17 protein-coding genes are annotated in these 25,200 nt (G+C 34.4%); 10 read left to right on the top strand and 7 right to left on the bottom strand.

The genetic code is table 11. The features are described 5' to 3' along the window. Positions 1–69 precede the first annotated feature (69 nt). The 7 genes from IRZ83_RS14520 (at position 70) to IRZ83_RS14490 (ending at position 12,488) form a co-directional block, all read left to right on the top strand. Positions 70–1,080 (top strand): GntR family transcriptional regulator, encoded by a 1,011-nt coding sequence (locus IRZ83_RS14520; RefSeq protein ID WP_029272870.1) that lies wholly within the window; start codon positions 70–72, stop codon positions 1,078–1,080. A 3-nt stretch (positions 1,081–1,083) separates the two neighbouring features. Next, positions 1,084–2,568, top strand: a complete 1,485-nt coding sequence (locus tag IRZ83_RS14515; protein ID WP_194569845.1) for a xylulokinase — start codon at positions 1,084–1,086, stop codon at positions 2,566–2,568. 8 nt (positions 2,569–2,576) lie between these two features. Then, positions 2,577–3,902, top strand: a complete 1,326-nt coding sequence (xylA, locus tag IRZ83_RS14510; protein ID WP_194569843.1) for a xylose isomerase — start codon at positions 2,577–2,579, stop codon at positions 3,900–3,902. Between the two features lie 226 nt (positions 3,903–4,128). After that, complete coding sequence (gene fsa / locus IRZ83_RS14505) at positions 4,129–4,785, top strand: fructose-6-phosphate aldolase (protein WP_029272873.1); 657 nt, start codon at positions 4,129–4,131, stop codon at positions 4,783–4,785. Positions 4,786–5,331: 546 nt separating this feature from the next. Next, entirely contained in the window at positions 5,332–8,424 is a 3,093-nt protein-coding gene (locus tag IRZ83_RS14500; RefSeq protein ID WP_029272874.1) for a SusC/RagA family TonB-linked outer membrane protein, read from the top strand. Between the two features lie 11 nt (positions 8,425–8,435). Next, a complete protein-coding gene (locus IRZ83_RS14495) occupies positions 8,436–10,355 on the top strand; it encodes a RagB/SusD family nutrient uptake outer membrane protein (protein WP_228520704.1) in 1,920 nt (639 codons plus the stop codon). Between the two features lie 216 nt (positions 10,356–10,571). Continuing rightward, positions 10,572–12,488 carry a sialate O-acetylesterase gene (locus IRZ83_RS14490; protein ID WP_194569839.1) on the top strand — a complete coding sequence of 639 codons (1,917 nt, stop codon included), beginning with the start codon at positions 10,572–10,574 and terminating at the stop codon, positions 12,486–12,488. A gap of 73 nt (positions 12,489–12,561) precedes the next feature. On the opposite strand, the gene IRZ83_RS14485 is transcribed toward IRZ83_RS14490, so the two are convergent. Both IRZ83_RS14485 and IRZ83_RS14480 read right to left on the bottom strand, forming a co-directional pair. Next, on the bottom strand, positions 12,562–16,968 hold the full coding sequence (locus tag IRZ83_RS14485) for a PAS domain S-box protein (protein ID WP_194569836.1): 4,407 nt from the start codon (positions 16,966–16,968) through the stop codon (positions 12,562–12,564). A gap of 12 nt (positions 16,969–16,980) precedes the next feature. After that, the gene (locus tag IRZ83_RS14480) at positions 16,981–17,427 is read right to left on the bottom strand and encodes a response regulator (protein WP_194569834.1); all 447 of its coding nucleotides are present in this window, start codon (positions 17,425–17,427) and stop codon (positions 16,981–16,983) included. A gap of 440 nt (positions 17,428–17,867) precedes the next feature. Here IRZ83_RS14480 and IRZ83_RS14475 point away from each other — a divergent pair, with 440 nt between their 5' ends. Both IRZ83_RS14475 and IRZ83_RS14470 read left to right on the top strand, forming a co-directional pair. Next, entirely contained in the window at positions 17,868–19,466 is a 1,599-nt protein-coding gene (locus IRZ83_RS14475) for a family 43 glycosylhydrolase (protein ID WP_194569832.1), read from the top strand. Between the two features lie 94 nt (positions 19,467–19,560). Further along, positions 19,561–20,340, top strand: coding sequence for a Ku protein (locus IRZ83_RS14470; RefSeq protein WP_029272880.1), 780 nt, complete (start codon positions 19,561–19,563; stop codon positions 20,338–20,340). Here the strand turns inward: IRZ83_RS14470 and ligD are convergent. The 5 genes from ligD to IRZ83_RS19615 form a co-directional block, all read right to left on the bottom strand. After that, the gene (ligD, locus tag IRZ83_RS14465) at positions 20,337–22,880 is read right to left on the bottom strand and encodes a DNA ligase D (RefSeq protein WP_194569830.1); all 2,544 of its coding nucleotides are present in this window, start codon (positions 22,878–22,880) and stop codon (positions 20,337–20,339) included. The two genes, IRZ83_RS14470 and ligD, sit on opposite strands and share 4 nt — an antisense overlap. 5 nt (positions 22,881–22,885) lie before the next feature. After that, positions 22,886–23,356: a hypothetical protein gene (locus IRZ83_RS14460; RefSeq protein ID WP_228515158.1), complete on the bottom strand. Its 471-nt coding sequence runs from the start codon at positions 23,354–23,356 to the stop codon at positions 22,886–22,888. A gap of 77 nt (positions 23,357–23,433) precedes the next feature. Further along, entirely contained in the window at positions 23,434–23,733 is a 300-nt protein-coding gene (locus IRZ83_RS14455) for a hypothetical protein (RefSeq protein ID WP_194569829.1), read from the bottom strand. A 24-nt stretch (positions 23,734–23,757) separates the two neighbouring features. Next, complete coding sequence (locus tag IRZ83_RS14450) at positions 23,758–24,228, bottom strand: hypothetical protein (protein ID WP_194569826.1); 471 nt, start codon at positions 24,226–24,228, stop codon at positions 23,758–23,760. A gap of 20 nt (positions 24,229–24,248) precedes the next feature. Further along, positions 24,249–24,383 carry a hypothetical protein gene (locus IRZ83_RS19615; RefSeq protein ID WP_255526415.1) on the bottom strand — a complete coding sequence of 45 codons (135 nt, stop codon included), beginning with the start codon at positions 24,381–24,383 and terminating at the stop codon, positions 24,249–24,251. Positions 24,384–24,739: 356 nt separating this feature from the next. On the opposite strand from IRZ83_RS19615, the gene IRZ83_RS14445 reads away from it, so the two are divergent. Beyond that, entirely contained in the window at positions 24,740–25,192 is a 453-nt protein-coding gene (locus tag IRZ83_RS14445; protein WP_194569824.1) for a response regulator, read from the top strand. Positions 25,193–25,200: the final 8 nt, after the last annotated feature.

The raw sequence follows: 25,200 nt of genomic DNA, 5'->3' as shown, positions 1-25,200 counted from the left end.
CATTTAAAAAATATTTTTTTTATAAAATGGGATTATTTACTTTAGCATACCAGAACAGAACGGAACGGTATGCTAAACGAAGAACAGGAAAAATTTGTATTTGTTATTAATCACGACAGTGATATTCCGAAATACCAGCAATTGGTAAACGGAATTAATAATGCCATTGCAGAGAATATTTTGCAGAAAGGAGATTTATTGCCGTCTGTAAATGCGATCTGCAAAAACAATCAGCTATCGAGAGATACTGTTTTTAAGGCATATTCGATTCTAAAAGATCAAAATATAATCGATTCTGTTCCGAATAAAGGGTATTATGTTTCGGGAGAAACTAGAAAAGTACTTTTGGTATTAGATACTTTTAAAGCGTATAAAGAGGTTTTGTATCATTCGTTTGTGAATAATTTGCCGGATAATGTAATTACAGATGTTCAGTTTCATCATTATAACATTGATGTTTTTAAGACGATAATCAATAACAGTGTCGGGAAATATTACAAATACGTGGTAATGAATTTTGATCACGATGAAATTGCACCAACGCTCGAAACTATTTCGAATGAAAAATTGCTCTTGATTGATTGGAATATTCACGCTGAAAATAATAATAATTATGTTTTTCAGGATTTCGGAAAAGCATTTTATAATGCATTGAAAGAGGCTGCAGATTTATTTAAGAAATACAAAAGCCTTCAGTTTGTGTATCCGGATTATACCAATCATCCAAAGGAAACCTTGGAGTTTTTTAAGAAATTTTGTGCTGATTTTAATTTTAAAAATGAAATTATAACAGATCCTAAAAAGTTTAATATCGAAAAAGGCATTGCTTACATCAGTATCAGCGACAGGATTTTAGGTCATTTTTTAGAGCAGTGCAAAGATAAAGATTTGGAGCCTGGAGAAGATGTTGGTTTTTTATCTTACAATGAAACGCCAATGAAAAAATTTATATACAAAGGAATTTCAGTTGTTTCGACTGATTTTAATCAATTAGGAACAAAAGCAGCTGCATTTATTACACATGATGAAGTTGTGCAGTGTTATGTACCCACAAATTTAATATTAAGAGAATCATTATAAGTTATGTATTATATAGGATATGATATCGGAAGTTCGTCTGTCAAGGTTGCCTTGGTAGAAGCCGAAACTGGCAAAAAGATAATTGTTTTGAATGAGCCTCAAAACGAAATGGAAATTGTGTCCTTGCACCCAGACTGGGCAGAACAAGATCCCGAAATTTGGTGGCAGCACATTTGTGTGGCGACCAAAAGAGCCATTCGTGAAGCAAATATTGATGCTTCTAAAATTCAAGGTGTTGGTATATCCTATCAAATGCACGGATTGGTTATTGTAGATAAAGAAGGCAATCCGCTTCGAAATTCTATTATTTGGTGCGACAGCCGTGCAGTTGAAATTGGAAATACCGCTTTCGCTGAAATTGGTCCAGAAAAATGTTCAGAGCATTTGCTGAATTCTCCAGGAAATTTTACGGCTTCGAAACTAAAATGGGTAAAAGAAAACGAACCAGCAATCTATAATAAAGTTTACAAATACATGTTGCCAGGCGATTATATTGCCTATAAACTTACCGGAAAATTTACAACAACTAAAAACGGTCTTTCTGAAGGAATGCTTTGGGATTATAAAGAAAACAAAGTAGCCAATTGGCTGTTGGATTATTACGGAATTGATCAATCTTTGACTCCAGAAATTGTAGAGAATTTTACTAATCAAGGAATTTTAAATGAAAAAGCTTCTAAAGAATCTGGACTTCCTGTCGGAATTCCGATTGTTTACCGCGCTGGCGACCAGCCAAATAATGCCTTGTCGTTAAATGTATTAAATCCGGGAGAAGTAGCAGCAACAGGCGGTACTTCTGGCGTTTTTTACGCTGTAAGCGAAATGGCGTCTGGAAATAAAACCAATAGAGTAAACAACTTTGTTCACGTTAACTATGAAGTTGAAACGCCAAGAATAGGAAAATTATTGAACATTAACGGAGCCGGAATACAATACAGATGGCTGCGTAATAATATGGGAAATGAGAGTTATGAAGCAATGAATGAAAAGGCTTCTAATATTGAAGTGGGATCAGAAGGCGTTGTGGTCATTCCGTTTGGAAATGGCGCCGAGCGTATGTTCAACAACAAAACCATCGGAACTCATTTTCTAAACCTCAACTTAAACATTCACAATAGTGCACATTTGTTTAGAGCTTCTTTAGAAGGAATTGCTTTTTCTTTTGTATACGGAATGGAATGTTTAAAAGAAGATAATGCGACAATTAATGTGATTCGAGCTGGAAATGATAATTTATTCCGCTCAGAAATTTTTTCGAATACTGTGGCAACATTAATTGGGCATGAAATCGAAATTTACAATACAACCGGAGCAGTAGGAGCGGCAAGAGCGGTGGGTTTAAAAGATGGTGATTACAGTAAATTTGGAGCTAATGTTAGTGACAACGATCATGTAATGACATTTTTACCACTTCACAACGCAGCCCCTTATGAAAAGGCTTATCAAAAATGGAAACAAGAATTAGAACTAATATTAACAAATAAATAAAAGAACAAATGATAGTTTTAGGAAATAAAGAATACTACAAAGGTATTGGTCAAATTAAATTTGAAGGCAAGGAGTCTGATAATCCTTTGGCATTCAAATATTACAATCCAGACCAAGTTGTAGCTGGAAAAACAATGCGTGAGCACTTTAGATTTGCTATCGCGTATTGGCATACTTTCTGCGGACAAGGAAGCGATCCGTTCGGGCCAGGAACTCAAAACTTTGCTTGGGACCAGTCTTCAGATCCGATTCAGGCTGCAAAAGATAAAGCAGATGCTGCATTTGAATTTATCAGTAAAATGGGATTTGATTATTTCTGTTTTCACGATTATGATTTAGTTGCTGAAGGCCCAACATTTGCTGAGTCTGAAAAACGTTTGGCTACAATCACAGAATATTTAAAACAGAAAAAAGCGGAGTCTGGAATTAAATTACTTTGGGGAACTTCAAACTGTTTTTCAAATCCAAGATTTATGAACGGAGCAGCGACAAATCCTGATTTTAATGTAGTGGCAAGAGCTGGAGGACAAGTAAAATTAGCTTTGGATGCGACGATTGCTTTAGATGGAGAAAACTACGTATTCTGGGGAGGTAGAGAAGGTTATATGTCTTTATTGAACACAGATATGGGAAGAGAATTAGACCATATGGCAAAATTCTTGACAATGTCTAGAGATTACGCAAGAGCTCAAGGTTTTAAAGGAACTTTCTTTATTGAGCCAAAACCAATGGAGCCATCTAAACATCAATACGATTTTGACTCGGCGACTGCTATCGGATTTTTACGTGAATATGGTTTAGATAAAGATTTCAAAATCAATATTGAGGTGAACCATGCTACTTTAGCACAGCACACTTTTCAACACGAATTAGAAGTGGCTGCAAAAGCTGGAATGTTAGGAAGTATTGATGCTAACAGAGGTGACTACCAAAACGGTTGGGATACAGACCAATTTCCAAACAATATTCAAGAAACGACAGAAGCAATGTTGGTATTCTTAAAAGCGGGCGGCTTGCAAGGCGGAGGAGTTAATTTTGATGCCAAAATCAGAAGAAACTCAACTGATTTGGAAGATGTTTTCTTAGCGCACATTGGCGGTGCTGATACTTTTGCAAGAGCATTGTTGACTGCAGATAAAATCATCACTTCTTCTCCTTATGAAAAATTGAGAACAGAAAGATACAGCTCGTTTGATTCTGGAAAAGGTAAAGATTTTGCTGATGGAAAATTAAACCTTAAAGATTTATACGATATCGCAAACCAAAATGGAGAATTATCATTGCAAAGCGGTAAGCAAGAATTATTTGAAAACATTATCAATCAATATATTTAATTGATAAAAACTTAATTATAAAGGCCTGGCAAGTTTAAATCTGTTAGGTCTTTTTTTATTTTTTTTGCACAATCTTGTCATTTCCGTGAACGAGAAATTACACTCGAAATCTGCAAAGATTGTAGATAAAACTTCGCATAATTTCTAGTCTGATTTTTCTCTTGAGCCGAAATGACAAACGATACTTAAAAACTATATTTCATAACTAACCTTAAACCAAAAAACAATGAAATTTTTTATTGACACAGCAAATTTAGAAGACATTAAAGAAGCACAAGCCTTAGGCGTTTTAGACGGAGTGACCACTAATCCGTCGCTAATGGCCAAAGAAGGAATTTCCGGCAAAGCCAATATTTTGAAGCATTACCTTGATATCTGTACTATTGTAGATGGAGATGTTTCTGCAGAAGTGATTTCTACAGATTTTGAAGGCATGGTCAGAGAAGGAGAAGAATTGGCTGCTTTACACAAACAAATTGTTGTAAAACTCCCAATGATTGCTGACGGAATTAAAGCCTGTAAATATTTTTCGGATAAAGGAATAAGAACCAATGTTACTTTGGTTTTTTCAGCAGGACAAGCATTGCTTGCAGCAAAAGCAGGCGCTACTTATGTGTCTCCTTTTTTAGGAAGACTAGATGATATTTCTACCGACGGAATGCATTTAATTGCTGAGATCAGAGAGATTTACGACAATTATGCATTCAATACTCAAATACTTTCCGCCTCGATCAGACATACTATGCATGTAGTAAATTGTGCTAAAGCAGGATCTGATGTTATGACGGGACCTTTGTCCTCAATAAAAGGATTATTAAAACATCCGTTAACGGATATTGGTTTGAAACAATTTGTTGAAGATGCTAAAAAAATGAATTTATAATTTCGATTTAATTCAACGAAATTTTGATTTTCAAAAAAAACTCCTTTTTAATTTAAAAGGAGTTTTTTTTGTATTATAAAGCAAACGATTGTGTTTTTAATCCGTGCCTAAAAAGAATGATTTATTAAAAAATTATGTGCTCTTTTTATCAGTTAAAAAATCTTTTTTTACGAGATTTTAAATTTTTATTTTCTACTGTATTTTCTGTATTTAACGATCTTAATTTTTTAAAGTTGTTGTTTTTACTGCCTTTTAAGGGTAATAGCTTATTATTTTTCTAAAATAATACTGTGAAATCTAAATAGTATTGATTTGCGTAATACCTAATCCTTTCTAGTTAAATTTATATATCTCATATTTAATTATGACTTTTTTTTCGATATAGATAAAAAAATATTACACAACCGATTGCGTGTTTTGTATTTTTGTCTATATTTGTTTTGAAAATAAGAGATAAGTGTGCTGTTTTTCACTTCGCTAAGTATATGAGTTTCTATTTCACTAAAAACTAACTAAACCAACTATTAATTATCTAAATCAATTTTTATGACTGAATTCTTTACAATTAAAAGCAAACCAAAGCTCTTTAAGTGCTTTGGGTTTTTATCCCTGATTTTTCTGTTTTCTTTGAGTGCCACGGCTCAAACTACAGTAACAGGAGTTGTTTCAGATGCGAATGGTCCGATTCCAGGAGCAAATGTGAGTATCAAGGGCACTAAAACGGGTGTCGCCACAGGTTTTGATGGGAATTATTCTATTTCGAATGTTCCTTCTAATGGAGTATTAGTATTTAGCTTTCTAGGTCTAAAAACAAAAGAGATATCCGTAGGAGGTAAGAATAAAATAAATGCAGTATTAGAAGAAAATTCTAACGCATTGCAGGAAGTTGTAGTGATTGGTTATGGTACACAGCGAAAAGAAGCAGTAACAGGTTCTGTATCTTCCATTAAAGGAGACGTAGTTCGTGAGGTGCCATCGGCTAATATAACACAGGCTTTGCAAGGGCGTTTAGCAGGAGTTCAAATGACTCAGACATCATCTAAGCCAGGTGCTGAAATGCAAATTCGTATTAGAGGTACGCGTTCGCTAACGGCAGACAACAATCCGCTGGTAGTGTTAGATGGAGTTCCATTTGCAGGATCAATTGGTGATATTAGTCCGGATAATATCAAAAGTATTGACATTTTAAAAGACGCATCAGCAACTGCCATTTATGGATCGCGTGGTGCTAATGGTGTTATTTTAGTATCAACTAATAAAGGTCAGAAAGGTCAAAAAGCAAAATTTACATACAATACTTACAGCGGTTTGAAAAATATTTTTGCAGAGTTCCCAATGATGAACGGACCAGAATTTGTTGCCTTGCGTAAAGCAGCCACTCTTCCAGGTACTACAGCACCACTTTACTCAAACGGTGCAGATGAATCTAATAATGTAAATACCAATTGGCAAGACTTGTTTTTTGGATCGGGTGTTGTAACAAATCACGATATAGGCGTTTCTAGCGGTACTGAAAATGGTAATTATAATTTTGGTGCGAGTTATTACAAAGAAGAAGCAGTTGTACCGGGACAAGACTACAGTCGTTTATCGCTGCGAGGTGCTGTCGATCAGGCAGTAGGGTCTTATTTTAAATTTGGTTTCACTACAAATAATAATTACTCTGTTACAAATGGAGGTAACTTAAGTTTGTATAATACGTTAAGTACAACTTCTATTTCTAATCCGTATAATGCAGACGGCTCTTTGAAAAGAACTGTGAAAATGCCATTAGATGAAAACTGGGTCTATACAAGAGAAACGATTAATAATTTAGGAGATAAGTGGATAGACCAGACAAGAGCATACAGTTCATATAACACTTTGTATGCGGAGGTAAAAATACCGGGTGTAGAAGGCTTGAAATACCATTTAGATCTGGGAGGTAATTTCCGTTCTACTAATGGAGGTCAATATACTGGAGAAGGTGTATTTAGTATCAATCCGACCACAGTTTCAACAGCATCTATTACCAACACGCTTAATACAAACTGGACAATTCAAAACTTGCTTACTTACGATCGCACTTTTGGAAAACATCAGGTAAATGCAGTTGCAATGTACTCTTCAGAACAAACTACATACAATAAGTCACAAGTTTCTGCGAAAGATATTCCTTCAGATTCTTTCCAATTTTACAATTTAGGAAGAGCAGCGGGAGAAATTTCGATTAATCCGGACAATCAGGATTATCAGCAAAGCGGCTTGATTTCGTACATGGCCCGCGCTATGTATTCTTATGACAATCGCTATATGCTTACAGCAACTGTTCGATCTGATGCCTCTTCAAGACTTGCCAAAGGACATCAATGGCATACTTATCCTGCAGTATCTGCCGGATGGAACATCAAAAATGAATCTTTTATGCAAAATGTAAATTGGCTGGAACAGTTAAAATTGCGCGTTGGTTACGGAGAAACATCCAACCAGGCAGTTGCGCCTTACTCTACACTGGGCAGTTTAAATTCAAGACCATACAATTTTGGCGAAGTAAATACAACTGGATATTATGTATCGACGTTGCCTAATCCTGATTTGGGTTGGGAATATTCTACAACAATGAACTACGGAATTGACTTTGGGTTTTTTAAAAATCGTTTAACCGGAACAGCGGAGTATTATGTTACCGATACAAAAGATATCCTTTTAAGTGTAGGTCTGCCTCCAACAGCAGGTGTGGGCAGTTATACAGCAAACATAGGACAAACTCAAAATAAAGGTTACGAATTTACACTTAACGGATCAATATTAGACAATCTAAATGGCTGGTCTTGGGATGTTGGGGTAAACTATTATTCGAACAAAAATAAGCTGGTAGCCCTTTCTTCTGGACAAGACAGAGACGAAAACAACTGGTGGTTCGTAGGACATCCAATTGATGTGATTTTCGATTATCAAAAAATAGGACTTTGGCAAGAAGGAGATGCAAATCTTACTAAATATGAGCCAGGAGGAAATGTTGGTATGATTAAAGTAAAATATACCGGAGATTTTAATGCAGACGGAACACCAACTAGACAAATAGGTCCCGCAGACAGACAAATCATAGATGTTAACCCTGATTTTCAAGGAGGTTTCAACACTCGTGTAGCCTATAAAAATTTAGATCTAAGTGTAGTAGGAGCCTTTCAGAGCGGAGGAGTTCTTATCAGCACGCTTTACTCTTCATCAGGTTATCTTAATATGTTGAGCGGAAGAAGAGGAAACGTAAAAGTAGATTACTGGACACCTGAAAATACGGATGCAAAATACCCGAGACCAGGCGGAATTACAAGTAATGATAATCCAAAATACGGATCTACTTTAGGATACTTTGATGCCTCTTATGTTAAAATCCGCACCATTACACTAGGTTATAACATTACTGAAAAATTTATTAAAGATGCCGGAATAGACAGATTTCGTCTTTACTGTACTGTGCAAAATCCATTCGTAATTTATTCTCCTTACCATAAAGAAACAGGTATGGACCCTGAAACCAATTCGTATGGGAACGAAAATGCAGCAACAACTGATTTCTATAAAAGACGTTTGCTGACCTTAGGAACAAATACTCCTTCAACACGTACCTTCTTGATTGGCCTTAACTTAACATTTTAAAAAAGATAATGATGAAACCTATAAAAATAAAAACTTTTATGGCAACAGCAATGATAACGCTGTTCCTGGGAGCATGTTCTAATATTTTAGATGAAGAGCCACGCAGTATTTACACTCCTGAATATTTTAAAACTGAAAAGGGAGTTATTGGAGGATTAACGTCAATGTATGCGCACTTGCGTTATATCTATGGACAGGGTTACTACTACAATACGACCGAAACAGGAACCGATGAAGTAACCTATGCACAAAGTGCGGATGCGAACTTTAAGGATATGGATCTTTCAGGAGTAGGATCAATTACGCCATCTTCGAGCCGTACTGATGCTTTGTGGCAGCCTGCATTTATAAATATAAACACGGCAAGCGGTATTATTGAAAATGCTGAAGCTATTGGAACGGTGTCTAATGCAATGATTGCTGAAGCGAGATTCTTTCGCGCATTTGATTATTTCTTGTTAGTTCAAACATTTGGCGGAGTTCCGTTAGATTTGGGCGCAGGAGAACTTAAATTCAACACAAGTCCATCAAGATTTTCTGTTAGAAATACTGTGCCACAAGTTTATACTAAAGCTATATTTCCTGATCTAGTAACAGCGGTAAATGATTTGCCAGACGTTGGGAGAGTAAAAGGCGGTGTAACTAAAACTGCAGCAAGGCTTTATTTGGCAAAAGCTTATTTGACTTATGCATGGTGGTTAAAAAACCCAAATAATATTCCAACTTATCCAGAAAGTACACGCGTTGACCCAGACGGGCATGATGCAGCTTGGTATTTTCAGAAAGCATATGATGTAGCCGCAACTGCAATTGATACTCATGGTTCATTTGCGCTACAGCCAACTTATTATGATGTGCATTTAGGAAGCAACGACCGCAACAGCGAAATTGTATTATACGCTGACCACACTGAAAAAAGTGAATTTTATAATGCCAGCAGCCTAACATTTTCGAATGGTGCAGCTCCTGAAAATTTTGCTGTATGGATGATGACTCCCAACTATACTGTAATAAGAAGTTCTGGTGTAAGTTCTGTACAGCGTGAAGCAGAACAGCATTTAGGAAGACCGTTTATTCGTATGTGCCCAACTATAGGCGCAATCGTAAATACATTTGCTGACAAAACGAATGATTCTCGATATGATGGCACATTTACAACTGTGTATCGCGGTAACTGGAACAAAGCAGGAATAACAACTCCAACTTTAAATAATGCAAATAGTCTGCCTGTTGCTCCGGGAGGTGCAATACTTTCATTCTTAAATAATGAAGATCCGTCTATTGTCTATAGTGCAACAAATGGAAATGTTGGAGCAGGAGTATTGCCTGGAAGATCTGATTTTGTTATTGCACCAAGTGGCATTAGCCGAATTTTATATCCTGGTTTGTGGAAACTTGGAACTTACCGCACAGATAATGGTACCGGATTAGGTTCTCCAAACGGAGCGAGTACAAGACCTTTTAATATTGCAAAATTATCAGAGCTGTATTTAATTGCGGCTGAGGCAGTAGTGATGGGAGCAGCGCCTCAAGGCGGAAAAAGTGCTAGAGAACTAGTAAACGTTTTGCGCGCTCGTGCTGGAAAATGGAGATTTGACAACAATGGAAATGTTTCAAAAGTGGTTGACAATAGTGCTGTTATGACTGCCGCAACACCTGCAGTTATTGATATTAATTATATTTTGGCAGAACGTTCTCGTGAATATTATGGAGAAGGATATCGTTGGTATGACTTAATTCGTACTCAAAAATGGACTGAACTTTCAAGCGCATACCAAATTTGTGGTCCGGCATACGGAAACCACACACCAATTAATGTAGCTAGAGATATCAAACCATATCATTATCTGCGTCCGATTCCGCAAGTACAATTTGATGCTATGATCATGACGGCTTCTGAAAAAGCAGCGTATCAGAATCCTGGATATTAATAAGAATTCAATAATTGAAACAAATTTTGCTGGACATTCAAGTTTGGTTAGTTAGCAGTTATAAGTGTTATTTTACAGGATTAGTTTATAACTTAGTATAAATTTGTTTCTATATAAAAGCCGAGAGTTTATTTCTTTCGGCTTTTTGTTGTAAAACTTAAGAATGCCTGATTGATATCGTTTAGATTAAAAGAAAAAAACAAATCCATTTTATAAATGAAAAAAATACTAATTTTTATCACTTTGATTATTTGCGCAAGCAGTTATTCTCAAATAAAACTTCCGAGATTAATTAGTGATGGAATGATTTTGCAGCGTGATATTCCAGTTAAAATTTGGGGTTGGTCTAGTCCAAACGAAAAAGTCGAAATTAGTTTCAACAAGAAAAAATTTCAAACTATGTCTTCTCAAGATGGAAACTGGACGATTGTATTGCCTGCTCAAAAAGCCGGCGGACCTTACGAAATGATTTTGTCTGCAAGCAATACGATTGCATTAAAAGATATTTTATTTGGAGATGTCTGGCTTTGCTCTGGACAGTCTAATATGGAACTTCCGATGGAACGCGTAAAAGACAAATACAAAGATAGTATTGCAAAAGCTGATAATCCTAACATCAGACAATTTTTGGTGCCTGACCAATATGATTTTGCGAAAGAAAATGTCGATTTATCTTCTGGAGAATGGCGTTCTGTAAATCCGCAGAATATTTTAAATTTTTCTGCCGTTGCTTATTTTTTTGCAAGTGAAATTTATGCGAAATATAAAATCCCAATTGGATTAATTAACAGCGCTTTGGGCGGTTCACCTGCTGAGTGCTGGATAAGTGCTGAAGCTGTTAAAAAATTTCCGGAATATGATGCTGAATATCAGAAATTCAAAGACGGAAAACTCGGAACTCAAATTGAAGAAAGGGACCGAAAGATTAATACAGATTGGTACAAATCAGTAAACCAGCAAGATGAAGGATTAAAAAATCATTGGTCTAAACCTGATTTAGAAGATTCAGATTGGGCAACAATGAATATCCCCGGTTATTGGGCAGATAATGCATTAGGAAATACTAATGGAGCAGTTTGGTTTAGAAAAGAAGTTGATTTGTCAAATCTAAAAGCCACTAATGCGAAACTTATTTTAGGCCGAATTGTAGACGCCGATTCAGTTTATGTAAACGGAAATTTTGTTGGAACAACATCTTACATGTATCCGCCACGAAAATATGCGTTCGATCCGAAGTTTTTAAAAGAAGGGAAAAACGAAATTGCAATAAGAGTCATTAATAATACAGGAAGAGGCGGTTTTGTTGCTGATAAACCGTATCAATTAATTATAGACAATGATTCAATTGATTTGAAAGGAAGTTGGAAGTATAAATTGGGTACAAAAATGCTGCCCTTGCCTCCGCAGACTTTCATTAGATGGAAACCAGTTGGATTATATAATTCGATGATTGCACCATTAAAAAATTATGGAATAAAAGGCGTGCTTTGGTATCAGGGCGAATCGAGTACTAAAAAACCAGCAGAATATGCAGCTTTGATGGAAACATTAATTAATAATTGGCGAACAGAATGGAAGCAAGGTTCTTTTCCGTTTTTATTTGTACAGCTTACAAATTTTATGGATCCTAAAACAGAACCAGGGGAAAGCAATTGGGCTGCGCTGAGACAACAGCAGAAAAACATTTTAGCAGTTCCAAATACCGGAATGGCAGTCACAATTGATATAGGAGAGTGGAATGACATTCATCCTTTAAACAAATACGATGTTGGGAAAAGATTGGCTTTGCAGGCTCGAAAAGTCGCTTATGGAGAAAAAAATATTGTTTCGTCTGGACCGCTTTTTAAAGAAATGGAACAAAAAGGGAATCAATTGATTTTATCTTTTACAGATGTTGGAGGCGGGTTAATTGCTAAAAACAATGCTGTTTTAAGAGGTTTTGAAATTGCAGAAAAAGACGGAAAATTTGTTTGGGCAAATGCTGTAATTGAAGGCAATAAAATTAAAGTGTGGAGTGATGCTGTTGCACAGCCTTTTAAAGTGAGATATGCTTGGGCAGATAACCCGATTGAGGCAAATTTATTTAATAAAGAAGATTTGCCAGCCTCTCCTTTTGAAGCAACTTTACACTAAATAGAATAAATATAGATTTAAAAAGCAGGATTTCAAATGTCGAAATCCTGCTTTTTTATTTTTATTTATATCATTAAACCGGCAAGTATATATCAAATGTAGCACCTTTATTGAGTTCTCCGCTTGCGGTAATAATGCCGTTATGATTGTCTACAATTTTCTTGACAATAGCAAGTCCAATTCCGGTTCCGGTGTATTCTAGTTTTCCGTGCAAACGCTGAAAAACTTCAAAGATTTTTGAACTGTATTGCTGCTCAAAACCAATTCCGTTGTCTGCAATTTGAATATGGCAATAGTTAGTTTCATCATCTAATTTTTTATTGCCAATGTCTTTTCCTTTTACAATTTTGCAATCAATTTTGATTACAATGGGGTTTTCTGGATTAGAGAATTTTAGAGAATTGCTCACTAAATTATATAAAAGCTGTCTAAATTGAAATGGAATAATAGTTGCTTCGCAGTTTTCTATACGTTCAATCTTAGCATTTTTTTGTTCTATTTCTTCTTTTAGATCATCTTCTACTTCAGCGACAATTTTAGCAAGATCTGTTTTTTCAAAAGTTCGTTCTTGAATATTAGTTCTGGAATAGGCTAATAAATCGTTGATCAAAGTCTGCATTCGCTGTGCGGCATTTTGCATTCTTTGAAACTTATCTTTTCCAACATCTGATAAATTATCAGATTCCCGCTCTATAATTTGTGTTGCAAAAGTTTGAATTTTTCGCAAAGGTTCCTGTAAATCATGACTTGAAATATAAGCAAAAGACTGCAGTTCCTGATTCATTTTTTCAAGCTCCGTATTTTTCTGTTCAAGTTCTAAAGCATTTAGTTTTAGTTTGTCATCAGCTCTCTTTTTTTCTGTCAGGTCATGTGTTACCTTAGAAAAACCTATAACTTGTTTCTTCTTATTATGAATGGCAGTAATCACGATGCTTGCCCACAATAAAGTTCCATCTTTGCGAACACGCCACCCTTCATGTTTTGCTTTTCCTTTTTCTATCGCCAGGTTCAATAGTTTTTGAGGAAGATTGTTTTTCTTATCTGCTTCTGTATAAAATATAGAGAAGTTTTTCCCAACAATTTCTTCTGCTTTATATCCTTTTATCTTTTCGGCACCTAAATTCCAGTTTTCTATAATTCCTTCATGGTTGAGATATAAAATCGCGTAATCCTGAACTTCTTCGACCATTAAATGATAGCGCTCTTCACTTTTTTGAAGCGATTCATTCATCAGGCTCAATTCTCGGGTTCTTGCTGTTACTTGCTGCTCAAGCTCATGTGTAAAAGCTTTTTCAGTATGTATATCAGTAAATGCTCCAACCCATTTAATAATTTTATTGTCTTTATTTAGAACAGGTTCTCCAATAACAGCATGCCATCTGTAGTTGCCATCTTTTCTTCGAACACGTACATCGCATCTGTATAAATCGCCGGTTTTTAAGCTATGAGTCCAAATTTTAACATTTTCCTCATAATCATCAGGATGAATCATGGCTCTCCACTCTGTTTCTCCGGAAGGATGAATTCCGGTATATTCAAACCATTTTCCAGAAGCAAATAAGGCGTTGCCTTTTTCATCAGTTTCCCAAATCAATTGCGGAATACTTTCCGTCAACGATCGAAAACGTTTTTCACTTTCTTCTATTTTTTTTCGGGCTTCAACTTTTTCAGTTACATCAATCAGAGTTGCTTTTATTCCTGAAATGGTATTATCTGCTTCCCGTAAAGGCGCATATTCAAAATCAATATAAATTTTATGCTGTTCGCCGTCTTTGCCAATATGTAAAAGAGATTCAGATTCAGAATGCACGTTTCCAGTGGCATAAACTTCCTCTAAAAGTTGGGCATATTTTTGTTTTTTGAGTTCTGGGAAAATATCAAATAATTTTTTTCCAGCAACATCACTTTGCTTTTTTTTCCAGATACTTTTTAAAAGTGCAGCGTTGGCAATTTCGATTACCATATCTTTTCCCTTCAAAATAGCTTTTGGTACAGGAGATTCCATTACCAGACTGCGGAATCTTTTTTCGCTGTCTTCAAGCTCCTGCTGATGATTTTTTTCATCGGTAATATCTCTAATAGTACCTAATAGTTTATCAGGATTGTTTTCTTCATCATAAAAAAGTTTTCCTTTTGCTTCTACCCAATGAATAGATTGATCATCCCATATTAATCGGGTTTCATATTGAAGATATCCTGAAGTCATTGCATCTTTAAACGCTTTTTCTCTAACAGGCATATCATCAGGATGAACATGACTTAAAAGCTGTTCATGTTTTAATTTTGGCTGGTCTTTAATGCCGGTGACAATCTCAAGATATCTTTCTGAATAGTCAAATAACATTGTTTTTACATGCAGTTCCCACGTACCCAATTCACTGGCTTCGACAATAATGTTAAGCCTTTCCTCATTTTGTTCTGTTTTCTTTCTAGCTTCAACTTTTTCGCTGACTTCTGTAACAATTACAATGATGCCAGAAATAGAGCCGTCTTCTTCTTTTAGAGGATGGTAAAGAAAGTCAAAATATGAATTGTCTAATTTTCCATAACGTTTTATAGGAATTGCTAATTCATTTCCATGAAAAGGAATTCCGGTTTTGAAAACGCCTTTTAATAAAGAATTTACAGATTCTTTAACCTCTGGCAAAGATTCAAATAAAGGTCTGCCAACAAAAGTTTTCTCTTCTCGATCTACCAGTCTTAAATAAGCTTCATTTGCCATTTCGACCATATAATTTGGGCCGCGTAATATGGTGATACCAACGGGAGCTTGCTTAACAGTATTTCTGAAGCGTTTATCCGCTTCTTCAATTTTACGTCTGGCACTTACTTGCGGGGTATTATCGAGAACCCAAATGGCAATTTTTTTAACTTCTCCTTCCATATTTTTTAGAGGAGCATAAACAAAAGTTACATATATAATTTCTTCTTTGCCATGTCTAATGAGTTTCATTTCAACCTCATTGGCATAGAAAGGATCACCGTCAGTAACGACTTTTTGAAGTACCTCTTCGTAATACGGTTTTACTTCTGCAAATGAATCCCAATAGTGTTTTCCTGCAATCTCTTCGTATTTTTTTCCTGCAACTTCAATAAAACTTTCATTTACAATTTCGCTAATTAATGTTTGGGCATCCAGAACGCATATTCCAATTGGAGACTCCAAAACCATACTGCGTAAGTTATTCTCGTTTTCCTCAATTTTTTTCTTTGCTAAATTAAGGTCAGTCAAGTCAACACCGGTATTCATTACGGCATATACATTTCCATGAATGTCAAAAAGAGGCGTTAAGCTATAATTAAAATAAAAAGTCTGGAGCTTTCCGTCAACAGTTAAATCTAGAGGAGTATTTTTGGTGTGAAAAGACTTTCCAGTTTCAAGAACGGTATTAATCTGTTCAAACACTAATTGATTGTCAAGTTCGGGAAGAAGTTCTTTAAAAGATTTTCCTATGACATTATTGCCTTTTCCCCATATTTTAATGATAGAATCATTAGCAAGCTCTATAGTCATCTCTTTTCCAACATATACTGCTATCGGAAAAGGAGCATTCTCTACTAATTGTCTAATTTTTTGCTCGCTTTCTTCTACTTTTGAGCGGGCTGTAACTTGTTGCGTTACCTCAATCGCAATTGCTACTACGCCAGAAATTTTTCCGTCAGCTTCTTTCAAAGCTTCATATACAAAATTTACATAAATAGTTTCTTTGTTTCCGTTTCGAGACAGCTGTACAGGTCTTTCATTGGCAACAAATCTTTCACCCGTATTATAAACTGTATTAATTAAATCTTCTAAGCCTTGATTTCTTGCTTCAGGCAAGCCTTCAAATATTGATTTATTAATTACATTTTCGATTTTAGTTCCCCATAACTGCAGCATTTCAGCATTAGCCATTTCTACAATATGATTTTTTCCTCTAAAAACACACATAGCAACAGGAGCCTGCATGATATTATTTAAAAATCGCGCATTGCTTTCTTTTAATGCTTCAGTTGCTTTTTTCTTTTCGGTAGTTTCTATTAAGGTGACTAAAACACCGCCAACTTCTCCATTTTCCTGTTTAATCGGACTGTAAGAGAAATCGAAATAAGTTTTTTCATCAAATCCGTTTCTGTTTAAGACTAGCATGAAATCTGGAAAACTAACTGCTTTTCCTTTTGCAACTTCATCTAACATGGGTGCCACTGTATCCCAAATTTCTGAAAATGTCTCTTTTGCGCTTCTTCCTAAAGCATCAGGATGTTTAGTCGAGCCCAAAATTGGTCTGTATGCATCATTGTAGAGTTGCGTGAAGTCTTTTCCCCAAGCAATATACATAGGAAAAGGATGGTTGAGCATAACAGAAACCATTGTACAAAGACTCTGTGGCCAAGTATCAGGATTGCCTAAAGATGTTTTGCTCCAATCTTTCGATCGTATTAATTCACCCATTTCTCCTCCATCGGCTAGAAAATAATGTTCCTTATTTATAGGGCTCATTCTAAAAACGCTTTAAGGTTGAAGAACAAAATGCTCTCTTACGGGTTGTTTCAAATGATCTTTGGTGATGGCCAGTGCATTTCCGATTACTTTTTTTAATTTAGAAAATTCACCAGGTTTGCGAATATAATATGTAGCTCCTTTAGAGTACATCAAATCAACAATTTCAGTATCTAGCGATGTCGAAAAAATAATTACTGCAAGATTTTGAAAATCATCAATTTCTTTGATTTCTTTTAAACATTCATGACCGTTTTTTCGTGGCATATTAAGATCAAGAAAAAGAATATCTGGTAAATTATTTGGAGCATTAGCTTTTAAATAATCCATCAGCTGTACGCCGTCATTAACTGTTACAAGACTTACAGGTAAAGATAATTCGTCAAGCGCTTCTCTAAAAAAAGAGCAGTCATCTTCATCATCGTCTGCCAGTAAAAGATTGTAATGTTGTTGATTCATTTGTTGTAGAATAATTTTATTTATATGATTTTTTACAATTCAATTATCTCATTTTGTTACTATTAAATGTAAAATTTTGAATCGAAAAGCGGTTTTTATTTCGGCTAAGATAATATTAATTTAACTATCCAGAATTAATAAAATTTCAATAAAATTAACGATTTAAAGTCAAATTTGATAATCATTTTTGTTTTGTTTAATTTTTTAATTCAAGAAAAAATGAGTTTGTCGGATTTTTCCTTTTTTATAAGGTGAATTTTTTCTAATAATTTTTATTTATTGAAAAAAGAGCTCCAAATTATATTTTGTAGTAGTGAAATTTCTGGGATATAAAAATTCATTTTTTGTCAATTAAGTGGTAAACAGGATACAGCATGACGGTAATTGTATTGTTATTAAATACTTTTATTACAGATTTATCTAATGTAATAATGAGAATTATGGAAATAAAAAAAAGTTATTCTTTGAGCTTTGCTGTTTTAGCATTGACTTTCCTGATCGGAATATCTAGTACATATGCACAGGAACTTTCTGTTCAAAACGACGTGTTTTGGAATACAAAAGACGGACTTCCGATTAACAGCCAAGGCGGTGGAATATTCAAATTTCCTGATCCAGTTACTGGCAAACAAAAATATTATTGGTACGGCGTGCATTATCTAGAAGCCGATCTTTATCGTGCAGATCCGTCTATAACACATGATAAAAATACATTCGAAGCAGTAACTTGTTACAGTTCTTCTGATTTAGAAAGCTGGAAATTTGAGGGAAATGTTTTAACTAAAGACAAAGTCAATCAATATGGAAAAACCTGGGTTGGGCGATTAGGCGTTTGTTACATTAAAGAGATGAATAAATATGCCATGTTTGTACAGCATGGAAGCGAAGTACTGATTACAGTTTCTGATTCGCCAACAGGCGATTTTGTTTGGCATCAGAAAATTAATATGGAGAAAATGATAGGAACCAGCAATACAGGAGATCAAACCGTTTTTACTGATGAAGATACCGGAAAATCCTATTTAATTTATTCCTACGGAAAAGGACGAAATAAAATCTACGTTTCTGAAATTGGCATGAAAGAAGGAAAAGTAAACTTGTTAGATTGTACAGAAGTTTTTAAAGGCGAAAGCAGAGAAGGAAACTGCATGTTTAAATACAATAATAAGTATTATATGTTTGCTTCAAACATATACGGCTGGGATGCTTCTTTTGCTTATTATCTTGTTGCTGATGACATTAGAGGCCCTTATCTCCCAACCAATAATATGCTGGTTATAGATGGCGCTTCTGAAGATTTTGCACATGTTTCGCAGACTGGTTTTTTCTTTTCTGTAAAAGGAAACAAACAGGAAACGATTGTTTATTGCGGCGACCGCTGGGCTGATTTTGCCGGAAACGGTTTAGGATACAACCAATGGTGCCCAATTTCTTTTGAAGAAAAAACACCTTATTTCAATTCATTAAGTGCATGGAATCTGAATTCTAAAACGGGAAATTGGAGAGCAGCCAAAGAAAATAATTTTGTAAAAAATGGCAGTTTTGAGGCAGACAGACGACATATTCCGAGTCCTGTTAAACCAGTTCAAATTCAGTTAACAGGATGGGCAACAGAAATTATCGAAGGAAATGCAATAAGTCAGGATACTGTAACTTCTCCAGTTTTAAATCATTTTAATACTCAAATAGAAAGGAAAACGGTTATTGGCGAAAAAAGTTTGAATATCAGTGATAAAATTAATTTTAAAAGAAAAGTTTTTCAAATTATAACTTCTTCTCCTTATGTAAAACTTGAAGATGGAACTTACACATTAACCGCCAAAATAAAAAACAGTAAAGGATTTACTAATTTAGAACTGTACGCAATAAGCAATGGGAAAAAATTTCTAATCACTGTTAAGGAGGAAAACTCCGAATGGAAAACAATCAGCATTAAAAATATTGCTGTAAAAGGAGGAAAGGTTGAGGTTGGTTTTCTGGCTGATGGTCAGGCAAAAGCTTATTCATTGTTTGATGATGTATCGCTGGTTAAAAATTAAAAAGACTCGTTATTTTGTAAAATATTCCGATTTTGCTGTAAGATCTCAAAAGTAAAATTGCTCTAATTTTAAGCTGATTTTAAATTAAGGAATTATGAGAGCAATATGGACAGGATCGATAAGTTTTGGGTTAATTAATATTCCAATTAAAATATTTTCTGCGGTCGAAGAGAGCAATCTCGATATGGATATGCTGGATGAAAAAGATCATGCACACATCAAATTCAAACGCGTGAACGAAAGTACAGGCAAAGAAGTTGCTTTTTCGAGTATCGTAAAAGGCTACAAAATTGATGATAAATATGTGATTTTAGAAGATTCTGATTTTGAAGCTGCAGACGCCATCAAAACCAAAACTATAGACATTGAGAGTTTTGCAGCAGAAAAAGAAATTGACAGTATTTATTATGAGCAGCCGTATTATCTTGAGCCTGACAAAGGAGCAATGAACGCTTATGCTTTGCTTCGAGATGCACTTCAGGCCTCTGGCAAAGTAGGAGTAACGCGTTTTGTTTTGCGCAATAAAGAAAGTCTTGCAATTTTAAAACCTTATAAAAATGTAATCGTTTTAAACCGAATTAGATTTGAACAGGAAATTCGAGATACAACAGAGTTAAAATTACCGCCTGTTTCTAAAACTTCAACAAAAGAAATGGATATGGCCGATAAACTAATAGAACAGCTGACAGAGAAATTCGATATCAGCAGTTTTAAAGATGAATATACTGCCAAACTTTTAGATATTATTAAAAAGAAAGCAAAAGGAAAAGTAGCTTCAAAACCAGCAAAACTAGAAGTTGTACACAAACAAAGTGATGACTTGATGAGTATGCTTAAGGCAAGTTTAGAAACCAAAAAGAAAAAATCTTCTTAATCTTTTTGGTCATTTTGCTTGTCTTCTAGTTTTTTTATAATCTTTTTAATATTGGCTCCTTTTGACAAAATTGGCGCCCATAAATCACCTTTTTTCTCAAATCGGTTCAGTACATTTTTTATGGTGAATTGAGAAGGATGCAATTTGTTGTTTACCTCACTCCATTCTAAAGGTGTTGAAACTGTTGCGCCAGGTCGTGGTCTCACAGAGTAAGGCGCAGCTAATGTTTGGCCTTTTCTGTTTTGCAGATAATCAATATAAATTTTGTGATTTCTTTTTTTAATACTTCGTTCTAATGAAGTGGTTTCAGGCAGACGGGACTGAATTTCTGTTGCCAATAATTCGCCTAGAATTTTTATAGAATCATAATCATATTGCGCACCAAGCGGAATATAAACATGAAGTCCAGAAGCGCCTGAGGTTTTGCACAAACATTCTGTTTCTAATTCATCTAAAACTTGTTTTACCGTTAAAGCAGTTTCGACAACAGCTTCAAAATCATCTTTTTCAGGATCTATATCGATTACAAGCCAGTCAGGATTATCAATGTGCTGAATGGTAGAATTCCACGGATTCATTTCGATACAGCCTAAATTTGCCATATAAAGCAATGTTTCTTTGTCGTTGCAAATAAGATAATTTACATCAGCATCATTAGACTCTGAGAATAATTTTTTGGTTTTTAGCCAAGACGGTGTTTTTTCAATATCAACATCTTTTTGATAAAAGCTTGGACCGTCAATTCCATTTGGAAAACGATTCATTGATTCCGGACGATTTTTAAGATACGGCAGGATAAGAGGCGCCACTTCATTATAATATTGTACAATATCTCCTTTAGTAATGCCGTCTTTTGGGTAATATATTTTGTTTTGATTGGTCAGATGAAGCACTCGTTTTCCAACATTCAAATCGTAATCATTCTCTGTTTTGTTTTTTTTTGAATCCTCCATTTTTTCATCTTTTAATTCAACTGGATTTTTAATGTTAGAGGGTAAAAAAACCTCTGCTGGTTTTTTGTCTACTCTTAAGCCAAGAAATACAGGATGTCTTAAGTTTTTATCTTGTGTCCATTCTGAAAATTTTACCTGGCAGACAAATTTTGGTTTTAACCATTGAATTTTATCTCGTAATGCAATTTTTTCGCTGAGCGGTGATTCGCTAACAAAGTAAGGCTCAAATTTAGAATAAAGTTCTTTTAAGGTTGATTCTGAAAATCCTGTACCGCATTTTCCAATAAATTGAAGCCTTTTTCCATAATATTGTCCGAGTAAAATAGCGCCAAAATAGTTGCGGGATTTTTTGGGTTCCGTTATTCCAATAATAATAGCTTCTTCCTGATTTGAAGTTTTTATTTTAAGCCAATCGTTGCTTCTTTTATTAGGCAAATAAGTACTGTTTGCTTTTTTTGCAATTATACCTTCATCTTTATTTTTTATTGAAAGAGCAAATTGGTTAATTCCTTTTTCTAGAATATGCTCAGAGAAGAAAATAGCATTAAAGTCATATTTATTAAATAAAATTTTTAACAATTCTTTTCGATCAAGCAAAGGCAAATCAGTAACTAGATTTCCATCTAAATTTAAAAGATCAAAAACGTAATATTTTAAATTGCCGATACCCGTTTTTAGATAATTTTGAAGGAGTTGAAAATTGGCTTTTCCATTTTCATCTTCAACCACAATTTCGCCATCTAAAACTGCAATATGATCCATTTTTTGTAGTTCTTCTGCGATAGGCTTAAAATTTTTGTTGAAGGAAATTTCATTTCGGCTGTATAATTCAATTTCAGGCGGATTTATAACGGCAATGGTTCTATAACCATCATATTTGTTTTCAAATACCCAATCTTCATCGTCAAAAGCTTCTTCTTTAATAGTAGCCAGCATTGGTTTTATAAATGACGCTTGCTGTATCGGTTCACTGTTTTTTTTTACAGTCTTTTTTTCTTTGGTTATAGCAGTTTTTTTCTTTTTTTCGCCTAATTCGTCTAAAGATCTTTTAGATAAAACCGATTTATCTTTCGCCAAAATATCAGTATCAGAAGCATGCTTATCATTTTTTTTAATTAAAAGCCAAGCATTTTCCTGTTTGCCTTTTAATTTAACCAATGAAAATTCTCCTTTCAGTTTTTCTCCTTTCAGAATAAAGCTCAAATGGCCTTTTTTAAGATCGGCAAGTAATTTTTTTTCAGGATGTTCTGTTGGTTCGTCTGGGAGATATGTTCCATTATCCCAAACAATAACATTTCCGGCACCATAATTTCCTTCAGGAATCGTGCCTTCAAAATCTTTATAACTGTAAGGATGATCTTCAACCATCATTGCCAAACGTTTCATGTCTGGATCTAGTGATGGACCCTTAGGTACGGCCCAGCTTTTCAGTACGCCATTCATCTCTAATCTAAAATCATAATGCAAATGTGAGGCAGCGTGTTTTTGCACCACAAAGATTAATTCATGAGCCGATTTTCCAATCTTGCCCTTCGGTTCGAGAGTTTGTTTAAAATCTCTTTTCTGATTGTATTTAGAAAGTGACATATGTTTTATGCTAATATTAAAGTGGTTAAAGAAAGGGCGTAAACGGCAGTAGCGGTTAGGCCAAAGATCACGTGAGCCAAAAATAATTGTATATAATATCCCTTAAAATCGATAGCAGGTTTATGATTGCTTAATTTAAAAATAAGCATCCAGCCTAAAATGCCAATTATACCGCTGATCGAACCAAGTAAAAGAGCACTCAAAATAGAAACTGGCAAAATATTGTGCGACCATAAAAAATGATATGCCAATACAAAAAGAAAACCTATAATATAATGCAGGATCCAGCCTAAGACATTTTCTGTTTTAGGTGCTGTTTCTAATTTTAATTTTGAAAGAACTAGTGATAGCAAAACAGGTTCTTTATACAATTCCCTAAAATTTTTCGATACGGCATAACTAAACAATGTCATCGTTGACGTTGCTGTTATTGAAACTATTAATAGCTGCAAGAAAGTGTAAAAGTCTATATGCATTTTTTGGTCATTTAGAAATGAAGGCTAATTGGAAAAATAATGTACTTCATATTCAAATGATATATGAAGTACATCAGTTACAATTCGTTGCTGTCATATTGGTTTATTTGCTGTTCTTTGTTTTCTTCTTCGTTCTGTTTCAGTTTTGATTCAGAAGTATCAGTTAATTTTCTGTAGAACCCTAGTGCCAGCAATGGCAATACCAATTTTCCTATAAAAGATCCAGCAGAACGTTTACCTGCTGCTTTTAGCGTTTTCCCCACCAAAAACGAACCGGCAGCATAACACAAAATTTTATTTGCCGATATTGGTGTAATTTCTTTCTCCGCATAGTATCCTAAATTTTCGCGGGTTTGTGGATTAAAAATATTTTCCATAATTTAAAATTTAGTTTATATCTCTTAAAATTCTCTAGGATGATTAACAGGATCTGTCTCTTCAAGATCCTGATCAATGTCATATTCCTGATCTAATTCATCTAATTTAAAATTATCAGGAGCATCATTTATATCGCGATCATTTTCATCATAATCTTCTTCCAGATCATCGTCGATATCATCTTCATCAAGATCATCATCTTCTTCGTCTAGATCTTCATCAAGATCATCCAGTAAGTCATTGTCTTCATCATCCTCGTCATCTCTATCTATGGCATCAGAAAATTCACGATCCAAATCATCGTCTTCATTGTTGATTATATCATCGTCCTGATTTACAATTTCTTCATCATCATAATCTGGTCCTCCATGTTCTTGCTGATAATGATCAACATAACTTTCTTTATCATTTGAAGGTTTATTGCGAATGTCATCTTCCGGATGATGAAAATTACGGTCATCCCGACCGTAATTTTGGTTGTTTCCTGTTATCATATGAAATGATTTAAAGATTCTTATTTTTTAGTTGTTGTCGACTTTTTGTCGGCAGTTTTTGAAGTGCTTTTTGAAGCAGTTTCCTTAGCATCAGATTTTTTAGATGCTGTTTTAGCACTAGTAGTGCCGCTGTTTTTTTGATTTGAAGTGTTCATAATACTTTTATTTAAATTAATATAATAATGAGGTTATCAGTGACTTTCAATTCATTTAAGCTCAACTGATTATGGTATATATCAAAATTAATTTGAAACATTAATATTTGTTTATAGAATTAAATTTAGTAGTTGCATAATTTTCAGTGGTTTAGGAGGATTTTTTGAAATATAAACGCAAATATTTACTCTAGAATGAAAATTATATAATCTGGAAGAATGATTTTGTAAGTTTTTTTAGAGCAATTTTTAAAATATTTGTAATGCCTTGTTATAGCATTTGAATAAAGAATTCTATAGAAAAGACACCACTTTGATTTTGTCAAAGCGTAATTTATAAATTTAATTTACCGATTATGAATAAAAAAGGACCCATTGTAGTAATAGAAAACAAGCAAGAAGATCGAAAATTATTTATAGAAGTTTTTTCTGAATTGAACTATCCGAATCAGACTATATATTTTAATAATGTTGATACTGCTTGTACTTATTTACTTCGACATAAAATTAAACCGTTTCTTGTATTTGCAGATATCGTTTTATTGAATGTTATGAATAATAAAATTATAGAGACAACACTTGATAATGTAGGTACAATATTTAATTGCCCGTATCTGTTTTTTACAACATTTTTTGAGCAAAGTTTTGTAATAGATCCGTATTCGATTCCTACTCAAAGCTATTTTATTAAACCGTATGATTATACTAAATTTAAGCAGATCATAAAAACAATTATAGAATATTGGTTAGAGTCGAAAACAATTACACAGCTTAATAAAAAACAGATAAAAGCTTCTCTAGATAATTAATAAAAAAA

Origin of the sequence: Flavobacterium sp. JLP, assembly GCF_015350755.1 — a bacterium.
Lineage (GTDB): Bacteria > Bacteroidota > Bacteroidia > Flavobacteriales > Flavobacteriaceae > Flavobacterium.
Note: the sequence above shows the minus strand (reverse complement) of the source record. Positions and strands in the feature narration are given on the sequence as shown.